Genomic DNA, 22,124 nt, shown 5'->3' with positions numbered 1-22,124 from the left:
CAACAAGCCCCCTGCCTGCGGAAAAACCGCAGGTAGGGGGCCGGCAGCGGACGAGCTGCTACTTCTTGCCCTGGTTCTTCACGGCCTCGATGGCGGCCTTCGCCGCGTCCGGGTCGAGGTACGTGCCGCCCGGCTTGACCGGGCGGAAGCCGGCGTCCAGTTCGTAGGCGAGCGGGATGCCGGTCGGGATGTTCAGGCCCGCGATGTCGGCGTCGGAGATGCCGTCGAGGTGCTTGACCAGGGCGCGGAGGCTGTTGCCGTGGGCGGCGATCAGGACCGTGCGGCCGGCCAGGAGGTCCGGGACGATGCCGTCGTACCAGTACGGCAGCATGCGGACGACGACGTCCTTGAGGCACTCGGTGCGCGGGCGCAGCTCCGGCGGGATCGTCGCGTAGCGCGGGTCGTCGCTCTGGGAGAACTCGGTGCCGTCCTCCAGGGCGGGCGGCGGGGTGTCGTACGAGCGGCGCCAGAGCATGAACTGCTCCTCGCCGAACTCGGCGAGCGTCTGCGCCTTGTCCTTGCCCTGCAGGGCGCCGTAGTGGCGTTCGTTCAGCCGCCAGGAGCGGTGGACGGGGATCCAGTGGCGGTCCGCGGATTCCAGCGCGAGCTGCGCGGTGCGGATGGCGCGCTTCTGGAGGGAGGTGTGCAGGACATCGGGGAGCAGGCCGGCGTCCTTGAGCAGCTCACCGCCGCGGACTGCCTCCTTCTCGCCCTTCTCGGTGAGGTTGACGTCCACCCAACCGGTGAACAGGTTCTTCGCGTTCCATTCGCTCTCGCCGTGGCGGAGGAGGATCAGCTTGTACGGTGCGTCGGCCATGGGTCCGAGCGTAATGGAAGCCGTACGGGCGCTGCGCGGCCGGTCACAGGGCGGACAGGTGGGGGACAGGTGGGGCGGATGAGGGGGGTGCGACGGGCCCGGGCCGTGACGATTGACGGGCGGCGTCAATTGAGTAGCGGGCCGGAATCCAGGATTCGTAATGTACGGGTGACCATCGGGCCTCTTACCGATGGTGTCCTGTACTTCCCTGGGGGGATTCCGTATGTCTGTCGCCGGTCTCAGACGGGCCGCACGTGAATCCGTGTCCGGTCTCCCCAGGGAGTTCTGGTGGCTGTGGACCAGCACGCTGGTCAACCGTCTCGGGGCGTTCGTCGCCACGTTCATGGCGCTCTACCTGACCCTGGACCGGGGGTACTCCGCCTCGTACGCCGGTCTGGTCGCGGCGCTGCACGGGCTCGGCGGGGTCATCTCCTCGCTCGGGGCGGGGGTGATGACCGACCGGCTCGGCCGGCGGCCCACCATGCTCATCGCGCAGACCTCGACCGCCGTGTCCGTGGCCGTCCTCGGGTTCATGGTCCACCCGGTGGCGATCGCGGCCGTCGCCTTCGTCGTGGGCATGGCCAGCAACGCCTCGCGGCCCGCCGTGCAGGCCATGATGGCGGACATCGTCCGGCCCGAGGACCGGGTGCGGGCCTTCTCGCTCAACTACTGGGCGATCAATCTGGGCTTCGCCGTCTCCTCGGCCGGGGCCGGGTTCGTCGCCGAGTACAGCTACCTCGCCGGGTTCCTGGGCGAGGCCGCGATGACGCTGGCCTGCGCCTTCGTCGTCTTCATGAAGGTGCCCGAGTCGCGGCCCGAGAAGCCGGCGGCGGTGCCCGGCCGCGCGGTCGGCGGTGCGGACGAGGTCCGGCTCTCCACGGTGCTGCGCGACGGGCGGTTCATGAGCGTCGTCGGGCTGTCCTTCGTGATCGCGCTGATCTTCCAGCAGGGGTACGTGGGGCTGCCGGTGGCCATGGGGGCGGACGGGTTCTCCAGCTCCGACTTCGGCACCGCCGTCGCCGTCAACGGTGTGCTGATCGTGGTGCTCCAGATTCCGGTCACCCGCTTCATCCAGCACCGCGATCCGCGTCGGCTGCTCATCGTGTCGTCGCTGCTCGCGGGGTACGGATTCGGGCTCACGGCCTTCGCCGGGTCCGTCGCCGTGTACGCGCTGACCATCTGCGTCTGGACGGTCGCCGAGATCGTCAACTCGCCGATCCAGAGCAGTCTGGTGGTCCGGCTCTCGCCCGCCCGGGGCCGGGGCCGCTACCAGGGCATGTACACGATGTCGTGGTCCGCCGCCGCGCTGGTCGCGCCGCTGATGTCGGGTGTGGTGATCGACCGCTTCGGCGCGGAGTGGCTGTGGGGGGCGTGCGCTGTCCTGGGGACCGGGGCCGCGCTCGGGTACTGGCTGCTGATGCGGAATATGCCGGGGGAGGACGGGGCGGCTTCCGGGGGCGGCAGCCGGGTGGCGGAGAGCGGCGGCGCTGAGGGGAGCGGTGTCCCCGCTGCCGGGGCCGAGCCTTCCGTCGAGCCGGCGGGCTGAGAGGGACGGGCCGAAACCGCCCGCCGCGCTGTCGAAGCCCCGCCACCGTGCCGTCCGTGCCGGGGGCGGCCGGCCCGATGACCGTGCCCGCCAGGCCACCCGCACACGACGGCGCCCCGCGCGGAGCAGCGAGCAGCCTGCTCCGCGCGGGGCGCCCTTCGGCTTCCGTGGCGGTCGGTCAGCCGCAGCAGCCACCGCACTGGCACGGGGCCCCGGACTGGCAGCCGCATCCGCAGCCCGAGCCGCAGCCGCAGGCGCCGAGCACGGTCAGGTGCACCACGTCGGCGGGTGCCTCCTGCTGGGGGTCGGTCATGGGGGAATCGGCCATGGTTCCTCCTCTAGGCGTACGACAGGGCCGTACGCCACAGCGACGCGCGCACGACCGGGGCGTACGGACAAGACGTGCCGCCCCACCCCATTGCACGCCCACTCGGGCGGGCGCATCAACGGCGCACACGCGCAGAGACACATGTGCGACCGAATGCGACCGCGTACGCCCAGCACCCCTGCGTCACGGCCCCACGGTCCCGCGGCCTCACGGCCCCCACGTGTCCCGACAGCCCCACGGCCCCCGCTTCCCGCCCCGCTACGCGCCCTCCATCGCCGTCTGCTGCTGCTGGATCTCGTCGGCGTGCTCACCCGTCACCAGGTAGACGACCCGCTTGGCGACCGACACCGCGTGGTCGGCGAAGCGCTCGTAGTAGCGGCCGAGCAGCGTCACGTCGACGGCCGTCTCGATGCCGTGCTTCCAGCGGTCGTCCATCAGGTGCTGGAACAGCGTGCGGTGCAGCAGGTCCATCTCGTCGTCGTCCTGCTCCAGCTGAAGTGCCAGGTCGACGTCCTTGGTGATGATCACCTCGGCGGCCTTGGCCATCAGACGCTGCGCCAGCTGCCCCATCTCCAGAATGGTGGCGTGCAGGTCGTGCGGCACCGCCGATTCCGGGAACCGCAGCCGGGCCAGCTTGGCGACATGCTGGGCGAGGTCCCCCGAGCGCTCCAGGTCGGCGCTCATCCGCAGCGACGTGACCACGATCCGCAGATCCGTCGCCACGGGCTGCTGGCGCGCGAGCAGGGCGATGGCCCGCGCCTCCAGGTCGTGCTGGAGGTCGTCGACCTTCTGGTCCGCGGCGATCACGCTCTCCGCGAGCTTGAGATCGGCATCGAGCATGGACGTCGTCGCCCGGCCGATCGCCGACCCGACGAGCCGGGCCATCTCGACCAGCCCCTCGCCGATCGAGTCGAGTTCCTCGTGATAGGCGTCACGCATGGAAGTCCCTCTCCAGTCCTCTGTGTAAGGCCGGGGCCAGGTATGAACCCCACGTTGCCACCCTGGGCGGCGTACGCGTCGGCTTCCGGCCGCCCAAGTGAACCAACCCTTGCTCCTCGGTGAACTCTGAGCGACGAGTGTTCGGATAGGCACCCGGATGGCTGGGAGAGTCCTCCCGGACCCGCATAACCTTGACGTATGGACGTGAACGCGGCAGTCGCCGCAGCTGCGGCGATCGGCGGTGCGTGTACCGGCGTGATCGCCATGCTGGCGTTCCGCTGGAGCGAGCGCGACCAGAAGAAGCCGACGCGCACGTCCCTGCGGCCCGACAGCAACGCCCCCCTTCCCCCGGGCGTGGACACGGTCCTGTCCGTGCTCAGCTCTTCCGCGGTCGTGCTCGACGAGAGCGACAGCGTGGTCAAGGCCAGCTCCGCCGCCTATGCGCTGGGACTGGTCAGGGGCGGGCGGCTCGCCGTCGAGGCGATGCTGACCATGGCCCGGGACACCCGTCGCGACGGTGAGATACGCCAGGTCGAACTGGACCTGCCCCGGCGCGGTACGGGCCGGGGCGAGGCCCTCGCGGTCTCCGCCCGGGTCGCCCCGCTGGGTTCCCGGCTGGTGCTCCTGCTGGTCGAGGACCTCACCGAGGCCCGCCGTATCGAAGCGGTACGGCGCGACTTCGTCGCCAACGTCAGCCATGAGCTCAAGACCCCGGTCGGCGCGCTCTCGCTGCTCTCCGAGGCCGTGATGGACGCCTCCGACGAACCGGAGGCGGTGGAGCGGTTCGCGGGGCGGATGCAGATCGAGGCGACCAGGCTGACCAACCTTGTACAGGAGATCATCGACCTCTCCCGGGTGCAGAACGACGACCCGCTGGAGGACGCCGAGCCGGTCCGGGTGGACGAGCTGGTGGCCGAGGCCATCGACCGCTGCCGCCAGCAGGCCGGCTCGAAGCAGATCACCATGGCAGCGGGCGGCACCGCGGAGCTCCGTATCTGGGGCAACCGCGGCCAGCTCGCCGCGGCGCTCGGCAACCTCGTCGAGAACGCCGTCAACTACAGCCCCGCCCGTACCCGAGTGGGCATCGCCGCCAGGCGGCTGTCCGCACCCGGCGGGGACCAGATCGAGATAGCCGTGACCGACCAGGGCATCGGCATTTCGGAGAAGGACCGCGAGCGGGTCTTCGAACGCTTCTACCGCGTCGACCCGGCCCGCTCCCGGGCCACCGGTGGCACCGGCCTCGGCCTCGCCATCGTCAAGCACGTGGCCGCCTCGCACGGCGGGGAGGTCACGGTCTGGAGCTCGGAGGGCCAGGGCTCCACCTTCACCCTGCGGCTGCCCGAAGCGGGCTCCGTACGGGAACGCGACCGCAGCCCGGGCGGACCGCTCATCGTCAACGGCGACGAGGGCCCCTACGGACCCGCTCACCCCGACACCCTTGAACCATTCCCTGCCCCGGAGGTCCTTCCGTGACCCGAGTGCTTGTCGTCGAGGATGAGGAATCCTTCAGCGACGCCCTGTCATACATGCTCCGCAAGGAGGGCTTCGAAGTCGCCATCGCGGCGACGGGCCCGGACGGGCTCGACGAGTTCGAGCGCAACGGCGCCGATCTCGTGCTGCTCGACCTGATGCTGCCGGGCCTGCCCGGTACGGAGGTCTGCCGTCAGCTGCGCAGCAGGTCCAACGTCCCCGTGATCATGGTCACGGCCAAGGACAGCGAGATCGACAAGGTCGTCGGCCTGGAAATAGGCGCCGACGACTACGTCACCAAGCCGTTCTCCTCGCGGGAGCTCGTCGCCCGCATCCGCGCGGTGCTGCGCCGCCGCGGTGAGCCGGAGGAGGTCACGCCGGCCGCCCTGGAGGCGGGCCCCGTCCGGATGGACGTCGACCGCCACGTCGTCACGGTCTCCGGCGCCAAGGTCGACCTCCCGCTCAAGGAGTTCGACCTGCTGGAGATGCTGCTGCGCAACGCGGGCCGGGTCCTGACCCGCATGCAGCTGATCGACCGGGTCTGGGGCGCGGACTACGTGGGCGACACCAAGACCCTCGACGTCCACGTCAAGCGCCTGCGCGCCAAGATCGAGCCCGACCCGGGCGCGCCGCGCTTCCTGGTGACGGTGCGGGGCCTGGGGTACAAGTTCGAGCCGTAGACCGACCCGTACGCGACGGCGGAGGGTGCCCCCCGAAAGGGAGGGCGCCCTCCGCCGTTCACGTGCCCGCGTACGCGCGTCGGTCAGCCGGTCATCCGGTCTGCGCCGAGGCGGACGCGGCGTCGGTCGGGGTGACTGTCCCGTCCGTGGACTCGGAACCGGAAGCGGGCTCGCCCGGCGTCCCGGGGGTCGCGGAGGCGGAACCGGAGGGTGTGGCGGGCGACGGCGCCACCGGCAGCGAGCTCGGGCCGAAGCCCGTGAAGTAGCTGGTCGCCGGAACGACGAACGCGCCGAGCGGGATCTCCCCCGTCGAGCTGAACTTGAAGACGACGGGCTGCACATTGCCCGCCTGCGCGGCCTCGCGGCCGTTCTCGATCACGGCGGACGCGTTGCCCTTGCCGCCGAGGACCACCGTGCCGCCGGCCGGTACCACGACGGGTCCCTTGCCCTGGGCGGCGTGCAGCTGCACCGCGGCGCTCGTGCCCGGCAGGGTGATGGCGTCCAGGGTCTGCTGCTTGGTGCCGTTGTTGAAGAGCGTCGCGGAGACGACGGCCGGGCCCTGTGCGTTGCGCTCGGGCTGGGTGATGACGTTCGCGTTCTGGATGCTGATGTCACCGGAGGTGGTGGCAGCACTGTCCGGCCTGATCTTGAGCGTCGCTGCGTCATTGCCCGCACCGCACGCGGCGAGCGAGGCGATCGAGAACACGATGGCTGTGGCGGCGAGAGCGCCGTGTCGAAGGCTGCGGCTCACGGCGGCGGCAACTCCTTGAACGTTCGGACTTCGGACGGGAGGGGCGAGCGGCCTGAAGCCGCCCTAAGGGTGTGTCAGCGGCCTCAGGCTACCGAGCCGCCCCTCCCGCCCCGCACCCGACCCGCCCCTACGCGCCCCTTCGTGCTCCGGCACTTCCCGGGGCCGGTGCCGTTCGGGGCCCGCACCCGGGCCGGGGTTCACGGAACGGAGCACCACCGAACCCCCCGAAACCATCGACACGCGGCGTTCACATATCGCGGGTGATCAATTCATGGAGCGTGTCATGGGGGGTGGCGCATTCCGTTCGTATTAACCGATCGCATCGGGGTGCTGACCAATATCCATTGATCAGCACACATGCGTCCGAGCGGGTGATCGACCTCCGAACGGAGTACGTAAAGTTCATCATCCTGAACCCGGCAAAACGGGACGTTCAACCACTTCGGAGCGGGGTTCCGATGCGTGTGACGTGCGTGTTTCGTCTCGCCCGTACAGCCGCTCCGACCTGCGAATACCGCCTCCCGTGAGCCTTCCGCAGCACGTACGTGTTGCTGTTGTCAAGCCCCGAGATATGCCCTGACCTGCGAAAACGCCATTCAGGAGAAGCTGTTCTCGTGTTACTCTTGATAGCCACGGAAGGGGTACCTGTCACATGACGTTCAAGGTTGGCGACACCGTGGTCTATCCCCATCACGGGGCCGCGCTGATCGAGGCTATCGAAACTCGCCAGATCAAAGGCGTGGACAAGACCTACTTGGTGCTCAAGGTCGCCCAGGGCGACTTGACGGTTCGTGTGCCGGCGGACAATGCGGAGTTCGTGGGCGTACGCGATGTGGTCGGGCAGGAGGGGCTGGACCGGGTCTTCGAAGTGCTGCGTGCACCGTATGCCGAAGAGCCGACGAACTGGTCCCGGCGCTACAAGGCAAATCTGGAGAAGCTCGCCTCCGGCGATGTCATCAAGGTCGCCGAAGTGGTTCGCGACCTGTGGCGTCGTGAGCGCGAGCGTGGCCTCTCCGCAGGTGAGAAGCGAATGCTCGCCAAGGCTCGCCAGATTCTGGTGAGCGAGCTCGCTCTCGCGGAGAACACGAACGAGGACAAGGCCGAGGCTCTGCTCGACGAGGTACTCGCGTCCTGAACCGGCTCACGCCGGCCGTAAATAATGTGCCGCGGTGCCCGCTGACAACCGTATTCACGGGATGTCGTCGGGCGCTGCGGCATGTTTGGATTCGGCCACGGCATGGCCGGATTCCGCCCCGACTCACCGATGCGTTGGCTTCATCGGCAATCCCCCGGATACGTTGCTCGCGATCTTGCGCAGCCGACCCCGAGCGGCCGGTGCGGCGTGTCCGTCGTCGACCGGGTGTCACGGAAAGGGCCCGGTCGAGTCATGGCGTGGCGCCCGGCTCGCTTGTGGCCATACCCATGTCGGCTGCGGAAACAAACATGCCGAAGCTTCGGAGTGCAACCGATGTCTGATCAATCGCGTCCGTACCGCACAGCCGCCGTGATCCCCGCGGCCGGCCGCGGCGTACGGCTCGGCCCGGGCGCCCCCAAGGCGCTCCGTGCGCTGGGCGGGACGCCCATGCTCATCCATGCGGTACGGGCCATGGCCGCGTCCCGGTCCGTCTCCCTGGTCGTCGTCGTGGCGCCGCCGGACGGCGCCCCCGAGGTCAAGAACCTGCTCGACGAGCACGCCCTGCCCGAGCGCACCGACTATCTCGTGGTGCCCGGTGGTGAGACCCGCCAGGAGTCGGTGCGGCTCGGCCTCGAGGCGCTTCCCGAGGGCATCTCCACCGTCCTCGTCCACGACGCGGCGCGCCCGCTGGTGCCCGTCGACACCGTGGACACGGTGATCGAGGCGGTACGGGACGGCGCGCCCGCCGTCGTGCCCGCGCTGCCGCTCGCCGACACCGTCAAGGAGGTCGAGCCGGGCGCGCCGGGGGAGCCGGAGCCGGTGCTCGGCACGCCCGTACGGTCCCGGCTGCGCGCCGTGCAGACCCCGCAGGGCTTCGACCGCGACACGCTGGTGCGCGCGCACGAGACCGTCGCCGTCAGCGGCGAGGGCGCCACGGACGACGCGGGCATGGTGGAGCGGCTCGGGGTGCCGGTCGTGGTCGTACCCGGGCACGAAGAGGCGTTCAAGGTGACCCGGCCGCTGGATCTGGTGCTGGCCGAGGCGGTACTCGCGCGCAGGAGGGCGAACGATGGCTTCTGAGGAACGGACCGGGCCCGTGATCCCGCTCGTCGGGATCGGCACGGACATCCACGCCTTCGAAGAGGGCCGCGAGCTGTGGTGCGCGGGGCTGCTGTGGGAGGGCGAGGGGCCCGGTCTGGCCGGGCACTCCGACGCCGATGTCGTCGCGCACGCCGCGTGCAACGCGCTCTTCTCCGCCGCCGGGCTCGGCGACCTCGGGCAGCACTTCGGCACCGGGCGGCCCGAGTGGTCCGGCGCCGCCGGGGTCACCCTGCTGACCGAGGCGGCGCGGATCGTGCGGGCCGAGGGCTTCGAGATCGGCAATGTCGCCGTTCAGGTCGTCGGCGTACGGCCGAAGATCGGCAAGCGGCGCGACGAGGCGCAGCGGGTGCTGTCGGCCGCCGTGGGGGCGCCCGTCTCGCTCTCCGCCGCCACCTCCGACGGGCTCGGCTTCACCGGGCGGGCCGAGGGCCTCGCCGGGATCGCGACCGCACTGGTCTACCGCACGGGCTGACCTGCCGGTGGGTGGGGGCGGGGCCCTCGTATCAGACCCCGTGCCCCCGAGGTGCACGAACGCAGGAACGGGAAGCGGGAGCGGCGACGCGGGGTTGGGGTACGGGTAGAGGCACCATCGACCCCACTTGGAGGACGTACGCCATGACCGCCGCACTCTCCGCAGAACTCAAGGCGCTTCTCGACACACCCGTCTTCGTCACCGTCGCCACCATCCAGCCCGACGGCTCCCCGCAGGTCTCCCCGGTATGGGCGAAGCGTGACGGCGACGACGTGCTCATCTCGACGACGGTCGGCCGCCGCAAGGAGCAGAACCTGAGCCGCGACCCGCGGGTCTCCGTCGTCGTGCAGCCCTTCGACGCCCCGTACACGTACGCCGAGATCCGCGGCACCGCCACGCTGACCACCGAGGGCGGCCAGGCGCTCATCGACGAGCTGTCCGTGAAGTACACCGGCAAGAAGTACGCGGAATTCAACCCCACGGCCGGTGACGACGACGAGCGCGTCGTCGTCCGGATCACGCCGCGCAAGGTCGTCGGACGTATCTAGGAGACACTCCGCGGCCCCAAACTTTTCCCCGCGATCCCCAAGGGGTCGCGGGGCACTGGTGCGCGCCCACTACCCTTGAGGCGTGACTATTCGCCTGTACGACACCAGCGCCCGGCAGATCCGTGACTTCGTCCCGCTCACAGCGGGCTGTGTCTCGATCTACCTCTGTGGCGCGACTGTCCAGGCCGCCCCGCACATCGGGCACATCCGGTCCGGGCTGAACTTCGACATCATGCGCCGCTGGTTCGAGTACCGCGGCTACGACGTCACGTTCATCCGGAACGTCACCGACATCGACGACAAGATCATCGCGAAATCGGCCGAGCAGGGCCGCCCGTGGTGGGCCATCGGGTACGAGAACGAGCGGGCGTTCAACGCCGGATACGACGCGCTCGGCTGCCTCCCGGTCACCTACGAACCGCGCGCGACCGGCCACATCCCCGAGATGATCGAGATGATGCGCGGCCTGATCGAACGCGGTCACGCCTACGCCGCCGACGGCAACGTCTACTTCGACGTGCGCTCCTTCCCCGGCTATCTGGAGCTCTCCAACCAGGACCTGGACGATCTGCGCCAGCCGTCCGGCGAGGGCGAGACCGGCAAGCGCGACCAGCGCGACTTCGCTATGTGGAAGGCGACCAAACCGGGCGAGCCCAGCTGGGAGACCCCGTGGGGCCGCGGCCGGCCCGGCTGGCACCTGGAGTGCTCCGCCATGGCCCACAAGTACCTCGGCAGCGCCTTCGACATCCACGGCGGCGGCATCGACCTGATCTTCCCGCACCACGAGAACGAGATCGCCCAGGCCAAGGGGTACGGCGACGAGTTCGCCACGTACTGGGTGCACAACGGCTGGGTCACCATGTCCGGCGAGAAGATGTCGAAGTCGCTCGGCAACTCCGTGCTGGTCAGCGAGATGGTCAAGCAGTGGCGTCCGATCGTGCTGCGCTACTACCTCGGCACCCCGCACTACCGGTCGATGATCGAGTACAGCGAGGAGGCCCTGCGCGAGGCCGAGTCCGCGTTCGCGCGGATCGAGGGCTTCGTGCAGCGCGTCACCGAGAAGGCGGGTGAGACGGTCGAGCCCGCCACCGAGGTGCCGCCCGCGTTCGCCGAGGCGATGGACGACGACCTGGGCGTCCCGCAGGCGCTCGCGATCGTCCACACCACGGTCCGCCAGGGCAACTCCGCGCTCGCCGCCGACGACAAGGAAGCCGCCGTCGCCCGGCTCGCGGAGGTCCGCGCGATGCTCGGCGTCCTCGGCCTCGACCCGCTCGACGAGCACTGGGCGGGCGAGAGCGACCGCGGCGACGATCTGCACGGCGTCGTCGACACGCTCGTACGCCTCGTCCTGGACCAGCGCCAGTCGGCCCGCGAGCGCAAGGACTGGCCCGCAGCCGACGCCATCCGCGACCAGCTCAACCAGTCCGGACTCGTCATCGAGGACAGCCCGGCCGGACCACGGTGGACACTCGGCCCGCGCCAGTAGTCCCCCCATGTGCCGCCCGGCGATCCGGGCGGCACACTTCACTTATACGCACGCACGTCTGAGAAGCAACGAAACAGGTAGGTCATGGCCGGGAACAGCCAGCGCAGGAACCGCCGCACGTCCAACAAGAAGGGCATGCAGGTCGGCAGCGGTGGGCAGCGACGCCGTGGCCTCGAAGGCAAGGGCCCGACGCCGCCCGCCTCCGCCCGCAAGGGACACAAGAAGAACCGCGTCGCCAACGCCCAGGCCAAGCAGGCCGCGGCCCGCCGCCCCGCCCCCCGGCGCGGCGGCGCCAAGGGCACGTCCGAGATGGTCGTCGGCCGCAACCCGGTCTACGAGGCCCTGCGCGACGGCGTCCCGGCGACGACCCTGTACGTCCAGCAGTACATCGACAACGACGAGCGGGTCCGCGAGGCGCTCCAGCTCGCCGGTGAGCGCGGCAACATCAACCTGATGGAGGCCCCGCGCCCCGAGCTGGACCGGATGACGAACGGCCTGAACCACCAGGGCCTCGTCCTCCAGGTCCCGCCGTACGAGTACGCGCACCCGGAGGACCTCACCGCCGCCGCGTACGACAAGGGCGAGGACCCGCTGATCGTCGCCCTCGACGGCGTCACCGACCCGCGCAACCTGGGCGCGATCGTCCGCTCCGTCTCCGCGTTCGGCGGCCACGGCGTGGTCGTGCCGGAGCGGCGCGCGGCCGGGATGACGGCGGGCGCCTGGAAGTCCTCCGCGGGCACGGCGGCCCGTACGCCGGTCTCCCGGGTGACGAACCTGACCCGGGCCCTGGAGGGCTACCAGAAGGCCGGCATCACCGTCGTCGGCCTCGCCGCGGACGGCGAGCACACCGTCGAGGACCTGGAGGCCCTCGCCGGTCCCGTCGTCATCGTCATCGGCAGCGAGGGCAAGGGCCTCGGCCGTCTCGTCGGCGAGACCTGCGACTACCGGGTCCGCATCTCGATGCCGGGCGGCGCGGAGTCGCTGAACGCGGGTGTCGCGGCCGGGATCGTCCTGTACGAGGTCGCGCGGCGCCGGGCCTGACGTACCACCCGGACGGGGGGCGGCCGACCGGGGCGCCCCCCGCCGGAGGCCATTGACGGGCCTCGGACACTTCGGGCCCGTCAAGGCAGTGTCCTAAACACACATCACTCGGTTAGATGAGTGTGGACACCAGAACGCCTCGGTTCGACGAACAACCTGCCCTGAGCATGACCAAGGTGGACTGCGACCCTGCGCAGGTCATCGTCAACCACGCCAGCTTCCGGGTGCGGCTCGCCCCCGGCCAGCGCGCGCGGCTGCGCGGTCTGGCCCCCGCCGGCGTGCCCAGGATCCCCGCCATGAGCGGCGGCACCGGAGCAGGGCGCGGCAGGCGCTCGCCCGTCGTATGGAGCGGCAGGTCCGCCCCCGGCGACCCCGGCGCCACCGGACTCCTGCAGGCCGTACGGAACTCCACCGCGGGCCGCCCGGCCACCGCGTACGACCCCTACGACCCCTACGGCGCCCACCCCGCCCCGGGCCACGAGTTCGGCGGGCTCGGCGCGGGCGGCACCCAGGTCATCGAGCGCCTGGAAGAGACCCGGCCCAACCCCGTCATCACCGCGCCCCACCAGCCGGGCCGCCACGGCAACGGCCCTCTGCTGCCGCCCATGCGCCGGGCGGTCGGCGCCTACGACCCCGTCGACACCGGACCGTACGGCCGGGGAGCCCACGACCAGGACGACGCGTACGACGAGGACGACTACGACGACAGCACCGAGGCCCGGGGCCCGCGCCACGGCAACGACTCCATGCGGCACGCGTACTACCCCGGCCGCCGGATGAACCTCGGCGTCGTGCTGCTGCCCCTGCGGGTCTTCCTCGGCTTCATCTCGATCTACGCAGGCATGGGCAAGCTGTGCGACCCCGTCTACTTCGACGGCGGCGAGCGCGGCTCGATGGTCAAGTGGCTGACGTCGCTGCACCCCTGGGCGCTGGCCGAGCCGCTGCGCGACTTCGCGCTCTCGCACCCCGTCGGCGCCGGGCTGACCGTCGCCTTCCTCCAGGTCGTCGTCGGCGTCCTCACCGTCCTCGGCCTCTGGCAGCGGGTCGCCGCCTCCGTCGGCGCTCTCCTCTCCGCCGCCCTGCTGGTCACCGTCAGCTGGCGCACCGTCGCCGCCTACGACGCGCCGGACATCATCTACCTCGCCGCCTGGAGCCCGCTGATCATCGCGGGCGCCCCCGTCTACTCCGTCGACGGACGCCTCGCCGGCGAGGCATGGCGCAGGCTCGGCCCACGCTCGGCGATCTGGGACCTGCGCCGCCGGGTGCTCCGGCGGGGCGCCGTCGTCGCCACTGTCGTCGTCGGCCTCACCCTGCTCGTGGGCTCCATGCTCGGTGGCGCGGTCCGCTCCTCCGAGGTCGTCACCGTGCCCGGCCCGGACGGCAACCCGACCAACCAGCTGCCCGGCTCCCCGCTCCCGCAGGAGTCCCGCAGCGGGCGGGCCTCCCACACGCCCGGCGGGCAGCGCCCCGCGCCCTCCCGCAGCAGCGCCGCCACCACCCCCTCCGCCAAGAAGTCCACACCCGCCGCGGGCTCCGTCAGCGAGTCCGGCCAGGCGGGGGCCGGTGCGGGACAGCCCAGTCAGACCCAGGGCACCGTCCAGCAGGCCCCGCAGCAGACGACTCCGCAGCAGCCCCCGTCCAGCAGCTCCGGCCCGAGCTCCTCCGGCTCCACCGGCACCGGCGGCGGCTCCACGGGCGGCGGTACGGACAGCGGCGGCGGCTCCACCGGCGGGACCTCCGGCGGCGGGCAGAACCCCATCGGCGGCCTGCTCGGCTGAGCCGCCGGGCCGGCACACGACGAAGGGGCGGTCACCGGACGCGCATCCGGTGACCGCCCCTTCGTCGTGTGCCGGGGGTTCGGCTACTGCCCGTCGAGCTCCTTGGCGGCCTCGGTCAGGTCCTTCGCCGTGTCGATGGCCCGCCAGTACGCCCCGTGCGGCAACGGGTACCCGGCCAGCCTGCGCTCGCGGGCCAGCCGCGGGAACGTCGTCCGCTCGTGGTCGCCCCGGTCCGGCAGCAGCGTCGTGAACGTCGGCGAGAAGACGTACACACCGGCGTTGATCAGATACGGGGACGGCGGCGACTCGATGAAGTCGGTGATGTGCCCGAACGCGTCCGTCTCCACGGCACCCCACGGGATCCGGGGACGGGCCAGGGCCAGCGTGGCGGTGGCGTCGCGCTCGGCGTGGAACGCGGCCATCTCGCGCAGCGAGAAGCGCGTCCAGATGTCGCCGTTGGTGGCGTACCAGGGCTGGCCCGGATCGGGCAGCCGGGCGGCGGCGTACTTGAGCCCGCCACCGCGGCCCAGGGGCTCGGACTCCACGACGGTCGTCACGCGCAGCGGCAGCACCGCCGAGTCCAGCCACTCCTGCAGCACCTCGGCCAGATGACCGCACGACACCACGGCGTCGGTCACGCCCTCGGCGGCCAGCCAGGAAAGCTGATGGCCGATGATCGGAGTCCCGGTGCCCGGGATCTCGACCATCGGCTTGGGGCGGTCGTCGGTGTACGGGCGCAGCCGTGATCCCTGGCCACCTGCCAGGACCACGGCCTGCGTCGGATACGTATGCATGCCAGGCACGATATGCCGTGCCCGGACCGGCCGGTCAGCTGAACCGGGCGACGCCCGAGGCGAACGACGTGTCGCAGACGGGACGCGAGAACCGGTGGGCGCGCGTCGGACCGTACTGCTCGACCGCCGCACGGCCCAGCGCCCTCGCGATCGACATGCAGTGCCGGGCGAGCGAGGGACGGGCCTCGACGGAACGCTGCAGGTCCGTCAGCGCGACACCCGGGTCCTTCGCCCGGAGCTCCAGCAGCAGCCGGTCACGCAGGACGTCCTGCGGGGTGCGCGCCGTGGCGCGCTTCGATACGTCCTGAGCCGACGCGGTCAGGACCTGGGACTCGGAGTTGTGCGCTGCCCACGGCACGCTGGTGACGGCGAGGGTCCCGGAGAGGACCATCACGACGGGCAGTACGAAAGCGAGGGATCGGCCGATGCGGCGAGCGGTGTGGGTCACGCAGCGAGCGTAGCGGGCAGTGATGATGTGGCGACATTTCGTCACCCTTGAGGGGGATGGTTCGAGGGCGCTTTTCGAATTAGGTGTTGACGGACCGCGCTGAAATGCCCGGTGTGCCGGGGAATCCGGCACCGTACGGATTCAAACCCGGACACGCCGTGCGGCGCGCGAACGGCCCCGCACGGAGAACGTGCGGGGCCGTTGTGGTGCGCGTGCGCGGGGTGCCGGACGTCAGTCGGTGAGACGCTCGCCCGTCGAGGTGGAGAAGACGTGCAGCTCGTCCGGGCGCGGCACGACGTGCAGCTTGGTGCCCTTCTCCGGAACGGCGCGGCCACCGACGCGGACGACCAGGTCCTTGTCCTCGCCGCCGACCCGCGCGGAGCCGTAGACGAAGCCGTCGGCGCCGAGCTCCTCGACGACGTTGACCGAGACGGCCAGACCGGCCGGGGCGTCGGCGCTGTCCTTCGAGAGGGACTTCGCGGCGGCGCCGCCGTGCTCGACGATGTCGAAGTGCTCGGGGCGGATGCCGACCGTGACGGTCGTGTCGCCCTTGTCCGCGGCGGCGGAGAGCGCCTCGCGGGAGACCGGGACGACGCTGTTGCCGAACTTCACGCCACCGTCGGTGATCGGGACCTCGACCAGGTTCATGGCCGGGGAGCCGATGAAGCCGGCCACGAAGAGGTTCGACGGCTTGTCGTACATGCTGCGCGGCGAGTCGACCTGCTGGAGCAGCCCGTCCTTGAGGACCGCGACACGGTCACCCATGGTCAGGGCCTCGACCTGGTCGTGCGTGACGTACACGGTCGTGATGCCCAGACGGCGCTGGAGCGAGGCGATCTGCGTACGGGTGGAGACACGCAGCTTGGCGTCGAGGTTCGACAGCGGCTCGTCCATGAGGAAGACCTGCGGCTCACGCACGATGGCACGGCCCATCGCGACACGCTGACGCTGACCACCGGAGAGCGCCTTCGGCTTGCGCTCCAGGTACTCGGTGAGGTCCAGCATCTTGGCGGCCTCTTCGACCTTCGCCCGGATCTCCGTCTTGTTCACACCGGCGATCTTGAGCGCGAAGCCCATGTTGTCCGCGACGGTCATGTGCGGGTAGAGCGCGTAGTTCTGGAACACCATGGCGATGTCCCGGTCCTTCGGGGGCAGGTGCGTGACGTCGCGGTCACCGATGCGGATCGCGCCGCCGTTGACGTCCTCAAGACCCGCGAGCATGCGCAGGGAGGTCGACTTGCCACAACCGGAAGGACCGACGAGGACGAGGAACTCACCGTCCGCGATGTCGATCTCGAGCTGGTCCACGGCCGGCTTCGTGGAGCCGGGGTATACGCGGGACGCCTTGTCGAACGTGACACTGGCCATGCTGAATCTTCTCCTCCACCGGCAGGAACGTGCCGGACGATCCGAGTAAGGGAGTGGTCTGGTCCACTTGGGTGAATCCTCAGCGACGCTACCTGGCCATGTGAAATCTGTCAGTAGTTCGAGGGACGCGAAATTTTGGGACCGAACAGGGAGCGGTGTTGGTTACACTGCTCCGGCACGCCTCCTTAGCTCAGCTGGCCAGAGCAACGCACTTGTAATGCGTAGGTCGTCGGTTCGAATCCGACAGGGGGCTCCGGAGAAGGCCAGGTCACATATCCCGTGACCTGGCCTTTTCGTTGGCCCAGGGTCAGGTCGCGGTGCAGTTGACGCGGATCGGGGCCGCGGCGGCGTGGCGGTTGTTGGCGCCGTTGCCGCGGTTGTCGAGGACGACGGAGATCTTGTTGCCCGTGATCGGGAAGGTGCCGGCGGCGACCCACTGGCCCAGGTGGGAGGGCTGGTTGATCTCGAAGGTGCCGATCTGGTTGCTCGACGTCTGGGTGAAGGCGCCGTAGACGGTGTAGTGGCCCGGAGTGCCGCCGACGTACGAGAGGTCGTGGACGTTGGGGACGTACACCTGGACCGAGCAGTTGCCCTTCTTCACGTCGCCGCTCGTGAACTTCCACTGTGCCCAGATGCCGTCCGAGCGTGAACTGCCGGACATCGGCAGGCTGTAGTAGAAGCCGCTGCAGCCGTAGGACGTGGTGCTTCCCCGGCTGCCGCGCCAGCCCTCGTTCCCGTCGGTGTAGTAGTCCCCGGTGGCGAAGCCGGGGGTGTTGCAGCCGGGGCCGATGAGGTGCGAGTACGTGGCGGCCGGGGCGGGGGCGGCCGGGGCGGCCGGGGCCTTCGCGGGCTTGTCCTTGGCGGGTGTGTCGTTCGCGGGGGCCTGCTTGCTCTCCGCGGAGGGCGGGGTGTCCTTCGGGGTGCCGGGCTTGGTGCCCTTGTCCTCGCCGCTGGTGCCGGACTCGTGTATGCCGCCGAGCGGGCCGGTGCTGTGTTCCGGCCCGGTGCCGGGTCCGGGGCCCTTGCCGGAGTGCTCGTCCTTGGCCTTGGCCACGCCCGGGGCGGAGATGTGCTGTTCGCCGGGGACGAGTCCGGGGCCGGAACCGTCGGGGTTCATCGAGCTGCCGGCAGGGGTGTCGGCGGCCTTGGGGCGCGGCTTGTCGTCGGGGCCGGAGATGAGGAAGGGCAGCCCGATGAGGACCAGCCCGCAGAGCACGGCGGCGGCGATCATCGGCTTCTTCGGCCGTCCCAGGGGCAGGACGGTGGTGAGCCCCCCGGAGGTCCCGGAGCGCGTCGCGGTGGCGAGACGGGCCTCGGCCGCCGACTCGGACGCGGTACGGGTCTGGGTCCGGGTTTCGGAGGCGGTCCCGGCCGGAGCGGCAGCGGTCCCGGTGGTGGTCGCTTCGGCCGTCTCGGCGGTGGCCGCCGCGGTTTCGCCGTTCGGGGCCGTTGTGGCCGTGGTGTGCGGCTCCTTTTCCGCCGCGGGGTCCGCGCCCTCCTCCGCGCCCTCCTCCGTGGCCGGTTCGGCGGGCGCGGCGGCTACGGCGGTGGCCGTCGCCGCACCGGAGACCGAGGTGCCTGTGCTCGTGCCCGTGGAAGCGGTGGTGGTGGAGGTGGCGGTCGCAGGGAACAGGCCGGTGGACGGCTCCTCGGTCAGGGTGGCGAGTGCCGCCGCGCGTCGCACCGAGGAGCCCGCGGTGCTTTCGCCTGCCGGGGTGGACTCTTTGCTTGCCATGGCTGGTCTGCCTTTCTGGGCGGGAGGAAGAGTTCTGCGGGGGCGCCGCTCAGCGCACCGGTGGGGCGAGGTGGAACGGGCCGGTGCACCGGTCCGGCCAGGGAACCGGCCCGGCCGCCCCCGGGCGGCGGGCGGCGTTGTCCAGCCGTTCCACGGCTTCTGAGGACGGTTCCCGGAACCGGCCGGTCCCGGTGGGCAGTTCGGCCAGCAGGACCCGGGCCGGTAGGTCGCCCTCCGCCTCGTGACGGGCCAGGACCGTGAAAGCGGCCCCGGTACCGAAGAGCGCCCGCACACCATTTCCGTCACGGAAGAGCACCGAGGTGCGCCGGGCGGTCACGGGCCGGATGACGTAACGAACGTGGGACAGGGGCGGCAAGGGCGCGTTCTGTGCCTCCAGGTGGACGACGTCCAGGGGCGCGTCGCACTCCAGCACCGCGCCCGGCACCACCTCGTCCGGGACGGCCGGTTGTGGCACGGCGCGCACCAGGGTGCCCCGCAGGGCGGGCAGGCGCTGCAGTCCGGACGCCAGGCAGGCCGCGTACGGGCGCAGCGCCTCGCCGTTCTCGGCGAGGGCACGAGCTCCGAAGGGGTCCTCCGGGGAGGAGGAGAGGTACAGGTGGACGGCGATCAGATCGGCCCGTGCGGCCTCCTCACCGGTTCCGCGCAGCGCGGGCAGCCGGATGAGCGCCTGGCTCACGGGTCCGCTGTGCTTCTCCCAGACCGCGGCGGCCAGTTGCCGGAACGCCCGGCGATCCGGCTCGCCGCTGAAGCCTTCGGGCGCGCGGTGGCGCCGGACAGGGGCCAAGGCCGGGGTGGCGGGGGGCCTGGCCTGGGCCGGGGGGCTGGGGGGCTTGGTCCGGGACGGGGCGTTGGGTGCCGGAGCCGGCAGGCCGCCGGGGGCGGGCACCGGGGGTGGCGGGGTGGCGCTCGTCACCGTCGGCGGTGGGGTGGCGGGTGTCCCGGTGGTGGTCGTGGGCGGGGTCTCGGGCTCTTCCCGCTGGGCCGGGGCGGACCTGTCGGAGCCTGCCGTGGCGTTCGGCTGCCCGCCCGGTACGGGCCCCGCCGTGCCGAGGCGTGCCCCGAAGGCGCCCCCGGCCCCGGCTCCTGCCCCGGCTCCTGTCACGGCCGGTCGGCCCTCGGTACGTGGTGTGCCCCGGCCCGTTTCCGGTTCGGGGGTTCTTCCCGGGCGGGCGGGGGCGAGTGGTGCCGGGGGTTCTGCTGCGGGGAGGCGGCCTTCGGTACGTGGTTTGTCCGGGCCCGTCTCCGCGGTGGGGTTCACCGCCGCCGCGGACTCCGTTGAGACCGCCCCGCCTTCGGCGTGCGGGGCGGTGCCTTCGCTCGTCCGGGCCGTTGCCGCAGGGGCCTCTTCCGCCTCGGGCTCCGCGGCCGAGCCCCCTCCGGTCGTCGGGCCGGATTCTGTTACGGGTGTGCCCGGGTGAGGCGTCGCCGTTTCGGCCCGCGCAGCGGTGGGCTCGGCGGGCCGGGTGCCCACCTCCCCGGACTCCGGCGCGCTCCCGGACGACGACGGGGCGTTCCTCCGCTGAGGTGCGGCCGCCAGCGTCAGCCCCGTACGGACCGCGAATCGTCGCAGTCCGGCGACGGCCTCGGGCTCCGTACCGTCGGAGAGGGCGAGTTCCGCGTGGGTACGTGCCGCCGCGTCGAGACCGGCGAGAAGCGTGGACAAGTCCTTCAGGTGCCGCTCACGTGCCGTTTTTCCGGTCAGGCAGTCCGGTGCGATCTCCACCCGCAGGGCGCGGGACTCGGCGGCCCGGTCCCGTACCTCGGGGGGCGGTTCGGGGGTGGTGCCGAGCCAGAGCCCGGAGCGCACCGCCACGGCCCAGGCGCCGGACGGCAGCCGCAGGCTCGCCGGTTCCGCCCCCGGGGTGCCCGCCGTGCCGGGGAGCGTCCAGGCGGTGGGGCGAGGGGCGGGGCGGGAACCGTCGTCCCCGGTGGGGGAGCACACCAGGGCGGTCAGCGGTGCGGACCAGGTGAACTCGCCCTCGGGAGAGACCAGTCGTACGGATTCGCCCTCGTCCCCGGTGGCGGCGACCGGGAGCCCCAGGCTCACTTCGATCTCCGTACCGAGGAGGTCGCACACCTCCTCGGCCAGGGCGACCGCCTCACGGCCGTCGGCCGGGACGAGCCGCAGGGAGCGGCGGGGCTCGACGGGCAGGCCGGCCAGGAGAGTTGCCAGGTCCTCCGCCGCGACCGGCTTCGCGCGTGGGGCGCCGAGCAGCACACTCAGCCGTTCGGGGTGCACGGCGACCGCGTATGCGGGCCCGTCGGGTCGTGGCGCGGCGGCGTCCGCCGGATACAGGGCCAGTCCTGCGGGGACGGCACGGACCACGCTCTCCCCGATCGGTCCCAGGGGGACCCGGGTCAGGGCGCGTTGCCAGCGTGGGGCGGGCAGGCGGGCGCCCAGCGCCTCGGGGGCCGCCCCCGGGGCGAAACGCCACCAGCCGCCGCCGGGGGTGGCGGGTTCGGTGACGTGGAGCAGGCCGCCGGGGGTGAGGACGGCGGAGGCGTCGGGGGCTTCCAGGGTCACCTCCCAGGCGTCGGCGAGGCGTTGGGCCAGCGGTCCGGCCTCGCCGGCCGGGGCGGCGGACCCGGACAGCACCAGCCGGACGGAGAGGGGTTCCTCCTCGCGCAACCGGGCCAGCAGCGTGCCCAGTTCCTCGCCGAGGTTGTCGGCGGCCGTCCGGGGCACGTCGACCACGACGACGGGCCGCCGGGGGTCGGCGGGCAGCTCCCGTACGAGTTCACGGACCGGGGAGTCCGGCACGGCCGAGGAACGCAGCAGGTAGCGGTGGGGGAAATCGTCCCGCACGGTGCGCGGCGACGCCTCCCGTGCCGCACCGGCGGCGGAGTCGCCCGCCTCCTCGGCGGGCGCGGTGTCGCGGCGGCGGAACCGACGCATCATCCGCTCGGATATGCCACCCGAGGCCCGCCCCGCCCGTCCGTCGTCACCCTGTCGCACTGGCCCTCCCCTGTCTGGTCGCCCCGATTCGATCATGAAGAGCGCCTCGTGCGGGAGCGTGGTTCTCCGGCATCGCGGGTGAGCTGCTCGAAGCGGATTCGGTGAGGGCTGAGTGAGCTTTGTCGGCGGAGGGCGTCGGGAAGGTGCGGGGTATGCCGTCGGGGCCCGTCAGGAGGAGGGTCCGGCCGGGGCCGTCGGTGTGCAGGTCGAGCAAGAAGGCCGCGGTGGCGCCGAGTTCGGTGCACGACGAAGCGTCCTTCGGGACGGTCGGTGCTACGCCGTGCTCCGCGTCCACCTCCATGGCGGCGCTGAACGGTTGCGTCCGGCCGGTGGTCAGGCGGACGAAGAGATCACTGACGGCCGCGCCCGGCAAGTCGAACCGACCTGTCAGGTCCTGCGTCTGCGGCACCGGCCGGGACCGGGGAAGCCGTGCGGGTAAACCCGGCGGGCACACGGGAGAGCCGGTCGGGCGGTGGCCCGACGCCCGCCCGGATCCAGCGGCGCGGGTGGCCGGGCACGGTACGCGACGGGGCACAGGCGGATCTCCTTGCTGTCCAGCGGAACGTCCGCCCCGTCGACGAGGAGACTCGACTCCGGGGAATAGGGGGAGTGGGGTGGGATTCTTCATCGACGACGCGGTGAATCCGGGATCGTAGGGCTGCCGTGGTCGAGGAGGATGTGCACTGCGATGAGGGTGCTTCTCGGTAGGG

At 71.6% G+C, this 22,124-nt stretch carries 19 protein-coding genes and 1 tRNA gene; 11 read left to right on the top strand and 9 right to left on the bottom strand.

The annotated features are described in order from the left end of the window. Window positions 1-58 precede the first annotated feature (58 nt). Entirely contained in the window at window positions 59-817 is a 759-nt protein-coding gene (locus ACFVV1_RS21230; protein ID WP_389991231.1) for a phosphoglyceromutase, read from the bottom strand. Between the two features lie 223 nt (window positions 818-1,040). Here ACFVV1_RS21230 and ACFVV1_RS21225 point away from each other — a divergent pair, with 223 nt between their 5' ends. Beyond that, window positions 1,041-2,363 (top strand): MDR family MFS transporter, encoded by a 1,323-nt coding sequence (locus tag ACFVV1_RS21225; protein ID WP_389991228.1) that lies wholly within the window; start codon window positions 1,041-1,043, stop codon window positions 2,361-2,363. A 178-nt stretch (window positions 2,364-2,541) separates the two neighbouring features. On the opposite strand, the gene ACFVV1_RS21220 is transcribed toward ACFVV1_RS21225, so the two are convergent. Together ACFVV1_RS21220 and phoU are read right to left on the bottom strand one after the other, a co-directional pair. After that, a complete protein-coding gene (locus tag ACFVV1_RS21220; protein WP_389991225.1) occupies window positions 2,542-2,691 on the bottom strand; it encodes a hypothetical protein in 150 nt (49 codons plus the stop codon). 258 nt (window positions 2,692-2,949) lie between these two features. After that, on the bottom strand, window positions 2,950-3,630 hold the full coding sequence (phoU, locus tag ACFVV1_RS21215; RefSeq protein ID WP_389991222.1) for a phosphate signaling complex protein PhoU: 681 nt from the start codon (window positions 3,628-3,630) through the stop codon (window positions 2,950-2,952). 198 nt (window positions 3,631-3,828) lie between these two features. Between phoU and ACFVV1_RS21210 the strand changes: the two genes are divergently transcribed. Then, window positions 3,829-5,103 carry a sensor histidine kinase gene (locus ACFVV1_RS21210; RefSeq protein WP_389991219.1) on the top strand — a complete coding sequence of 425 codons (1,275 nt, stop codon included), beginning with the start codon at window positions 3,829-3,831 and terminating at the stop codon, window positions 5,101-5,103. Next, complete coding sequence (locus ACFVV1_RS21205; protein ID WP_073783362.1) at window positions 5,100-5,780, top strand: response regulator transcription factor; 681 nt, start codon at window positions 5,100-5,102, stop codon at window positions 5,778-5,780. The genes ACFVV1_RS21210 and ACFVV1_RS21205 overlap by 4 nt, the downstream gene beginning before the upstream one ends. Before the next feature lie 91 nt (window positions 5,781-5,871). Here the strand turns inward: ACFVV1_RS21205 and ACFVV1_RS21200 are convergent, their stop codons facing one another. Then, window positions 5,872-6,531 carry a DUF461 domain-containing protein gene (locus ACFVV1_RS21200; protein WP_389991217.1) on the bottom strand — a complete coding sequence of 220 codons (660 nt, stop codon included), beginning with the start codon at window positions 6,529-6,531 and terminating at the stop codon, window positions 5,872-5,874. 652 nt (window positions 6,532-7,183) lie between these two features. Here ACFVV1_RS21200 and ACFVV1_RS21195 point away from each other — a divergent pair. The 7 genes from ACFVV1_RS21195 to ACFVV1_RS21165 all read left to right on the top strand — a co-directional run bounded on the left by ACFVV1_RS21195 (window position 7,184) and on the right by ACFVV1_RS21165 (window position 14,092). Next, the gene (locus ACFVV1_RS21195) at window positions 7,184-7,666 is read left to right on the top strand and encodes a CarD family transcriptional regulator (protein WP_006380568.1); all 483 of its coding nucleotides are present in this window, start codon (window positions 7,184-7,186) and stop codon (window positions 7,664-7,666) included. Window positions 7,667-7,999: 333 nt separating this feature from the next. Further along, window positions 8,000-8,746, top strand: a complete 747-nt coding sequence (gene ispD / locus ACFVV1_RS21190) for a 2-C-methyl-D-erythritol 4-phosphate cytidylyltransferase (RefSeq protein WP_389991214.1) — start codon at window positions 8,000-8,002, stop codon at window positions 8,744-8,746. Then, entirely contained in the window at window positions 8,736-9,239 is a 504-nt protein-coding gene (gene ispF, locus ACFVV1_RS21185; RefSeq protein WP_266747625.1) for a 2-C-methyl-D-erythritol 2,4-cyclodiphosphate synthase, read from the top strand. Before ispD ends, ispF begins: the two co-directional genes overlap by 11 nt. A gap of 143 nt (window positions 9,240-9,382) precedes the next feature. Further along, window positions 9,383-9,787, top strand: coding sequence for a PPOX class F420-dependent oxidoreductase (locus ACFVV1_RS21180; RefSeq protein WP_389991210.1), 405 nt, complete (start codon window positions 9,383-9,385; stop codon window positions 9,785-9,787). 82 nt (window positions 9,788-9,869) lie between these two features. Beyond that, window positions 9,870-11,273 (top strand): cysteine--tRNA ligase, encoded by a 1,404-nt coding sequence (gene cysS / locus ACFVV1_RS21175; RefSeq protein ID WP_389991207.1) that lies wholly within the window; start codon window positions 9,870-9,872, stop codon window positions 11,271-11,273. Between the two features lie 84 nt (window positions 11,274-11,357). Continuing rightward, window positions 11,358-12,314, top strand: coding sequence for a 23S rRNA (guanosine(2251)-2'-O)-methyltransferase RlmB (gene rlmB / locus ACFVV1_RS21170; protein ID WP_389991205.1), 957 nt, complete (start codon window positions 11,358-11,360; stop codon window positions 12,312-12,314). Window positions 12,315-12,481: 167 nt separating this feature from the next. Continuing rightward, window positions 12,482-14,092: a DoxX family membrane protein gene (locus tag ACFVV1_RS21165; protein ID WP_389991202.1), complete on the top strand. Its 1,611-nt coding sequence runs from the start codon at window positions 12,482-12,484 to the stop codon at window positions 14,090-14,092. An 83-nt stretch (window positions 14,093-14,175) separates the two neighbouring features. On the opposite strand, the gene ACFVV1_RS21160 is transcribed toward ACFVV1_RS21165, so the two are convergent. The 3 genes from ACFVV1_RS21160 to ACFVV1_RS21150 all read right to left on the bottom strand — a co-directional run bounded on the left by ACFVV1_RS21160 (window position 14,176) and on the right by ACFVV1_RS21150 (window position 16,702). Then, the gene (locus ACFVV1_RS21160) at window positions 14,176-14,886 is read right to left on the bottom strand and encodes an NDP-sugar synthase (RefSeq protein ID WP_389991200.1); all 711 of its coding nucleotides are present in this window, start codon (window positions 14,884-14,886) and stop codon (window positions 14,176-14,178) included. 34 nt (window positions 14,887-14,920) lie between these two features. Further along, window positions 14,921-15,334, bottom strand: a complete 414-nt coding sequence (locus tag ACFVV1_RS21155; protein ID WP_389991197.1) for a hypothetical protein — start codon at window positions 15,332-15,334, stop codon at window positions 14,921-14,923. Between the two features lie 231 nt (window positions 15,335-15,565). After that, window positions 15,566-16,702, bottom strand: coding sequence for an ABC transporter ATP-binding protein (locus ACFVV1_RS21150; RefSeq protein WP_389991194.1), 1,137 nt, complete (start codon window positions 16,700-16,702; stop codon window positions 15,566-15,568). Between the two features lie 179 nt (window positions 16,703-16,881). On the opposite strand from ACFVV1_RS21150, the gene ACFVV1_RS21145 reads away from it, so the two are divergent. Then, window positions 16,882-16,955 (top strand) — tRNA-Thr (locus ACFVV1_RS21145). Between the two features lie 54 nt (window positions 16,956-17,009). Here ACFVV1_RS21145 and ACFVV1_RS21140 read toward each other — a convergent pair. Further along, window positions 17,010-18,437, bottom strand: coding sequence for a hypothetical protein (locus ACFVV1_RS21140; RefSeq protein ID WP_389991191.1), 1,428 nt, complete (start codon window positions 18,435-18,437; stop codon window positions 17,010-17,012). A 49-nt stretch (window positions 18,438-18,486) separates the two neighbouring features. Continuing rightward, complete coding sequence (locus tag ACFVV1_RS21135) at window positions 18,487-21,414, bottom strand: hypothetical protein (RefSeq protein WP_389991188.1); 2,928 nt, start codon at window positions 21,412-21,414, stop codon at window positions 18,487-18,489. Between the last annotated feature and the right edge of the window lie 710 nt (window positions 21,415-22,124).

Origin of the sequence: Streptomyces sp. NPDC058092 (assembly GCF_042884935.1) — a bacterium.
In the GTDB taxonomy this organism is placed as follows: Bacteria; Actinomycetota; Actinomycetes; order Streptomycetales; family Streptomycetaceae; genus Streptomyces.
The sequence above is the reverse complement of the archived record's forward strand: the minus strand, read 5'-3'. Positions and strand labels throughout refer to the sequence as shown.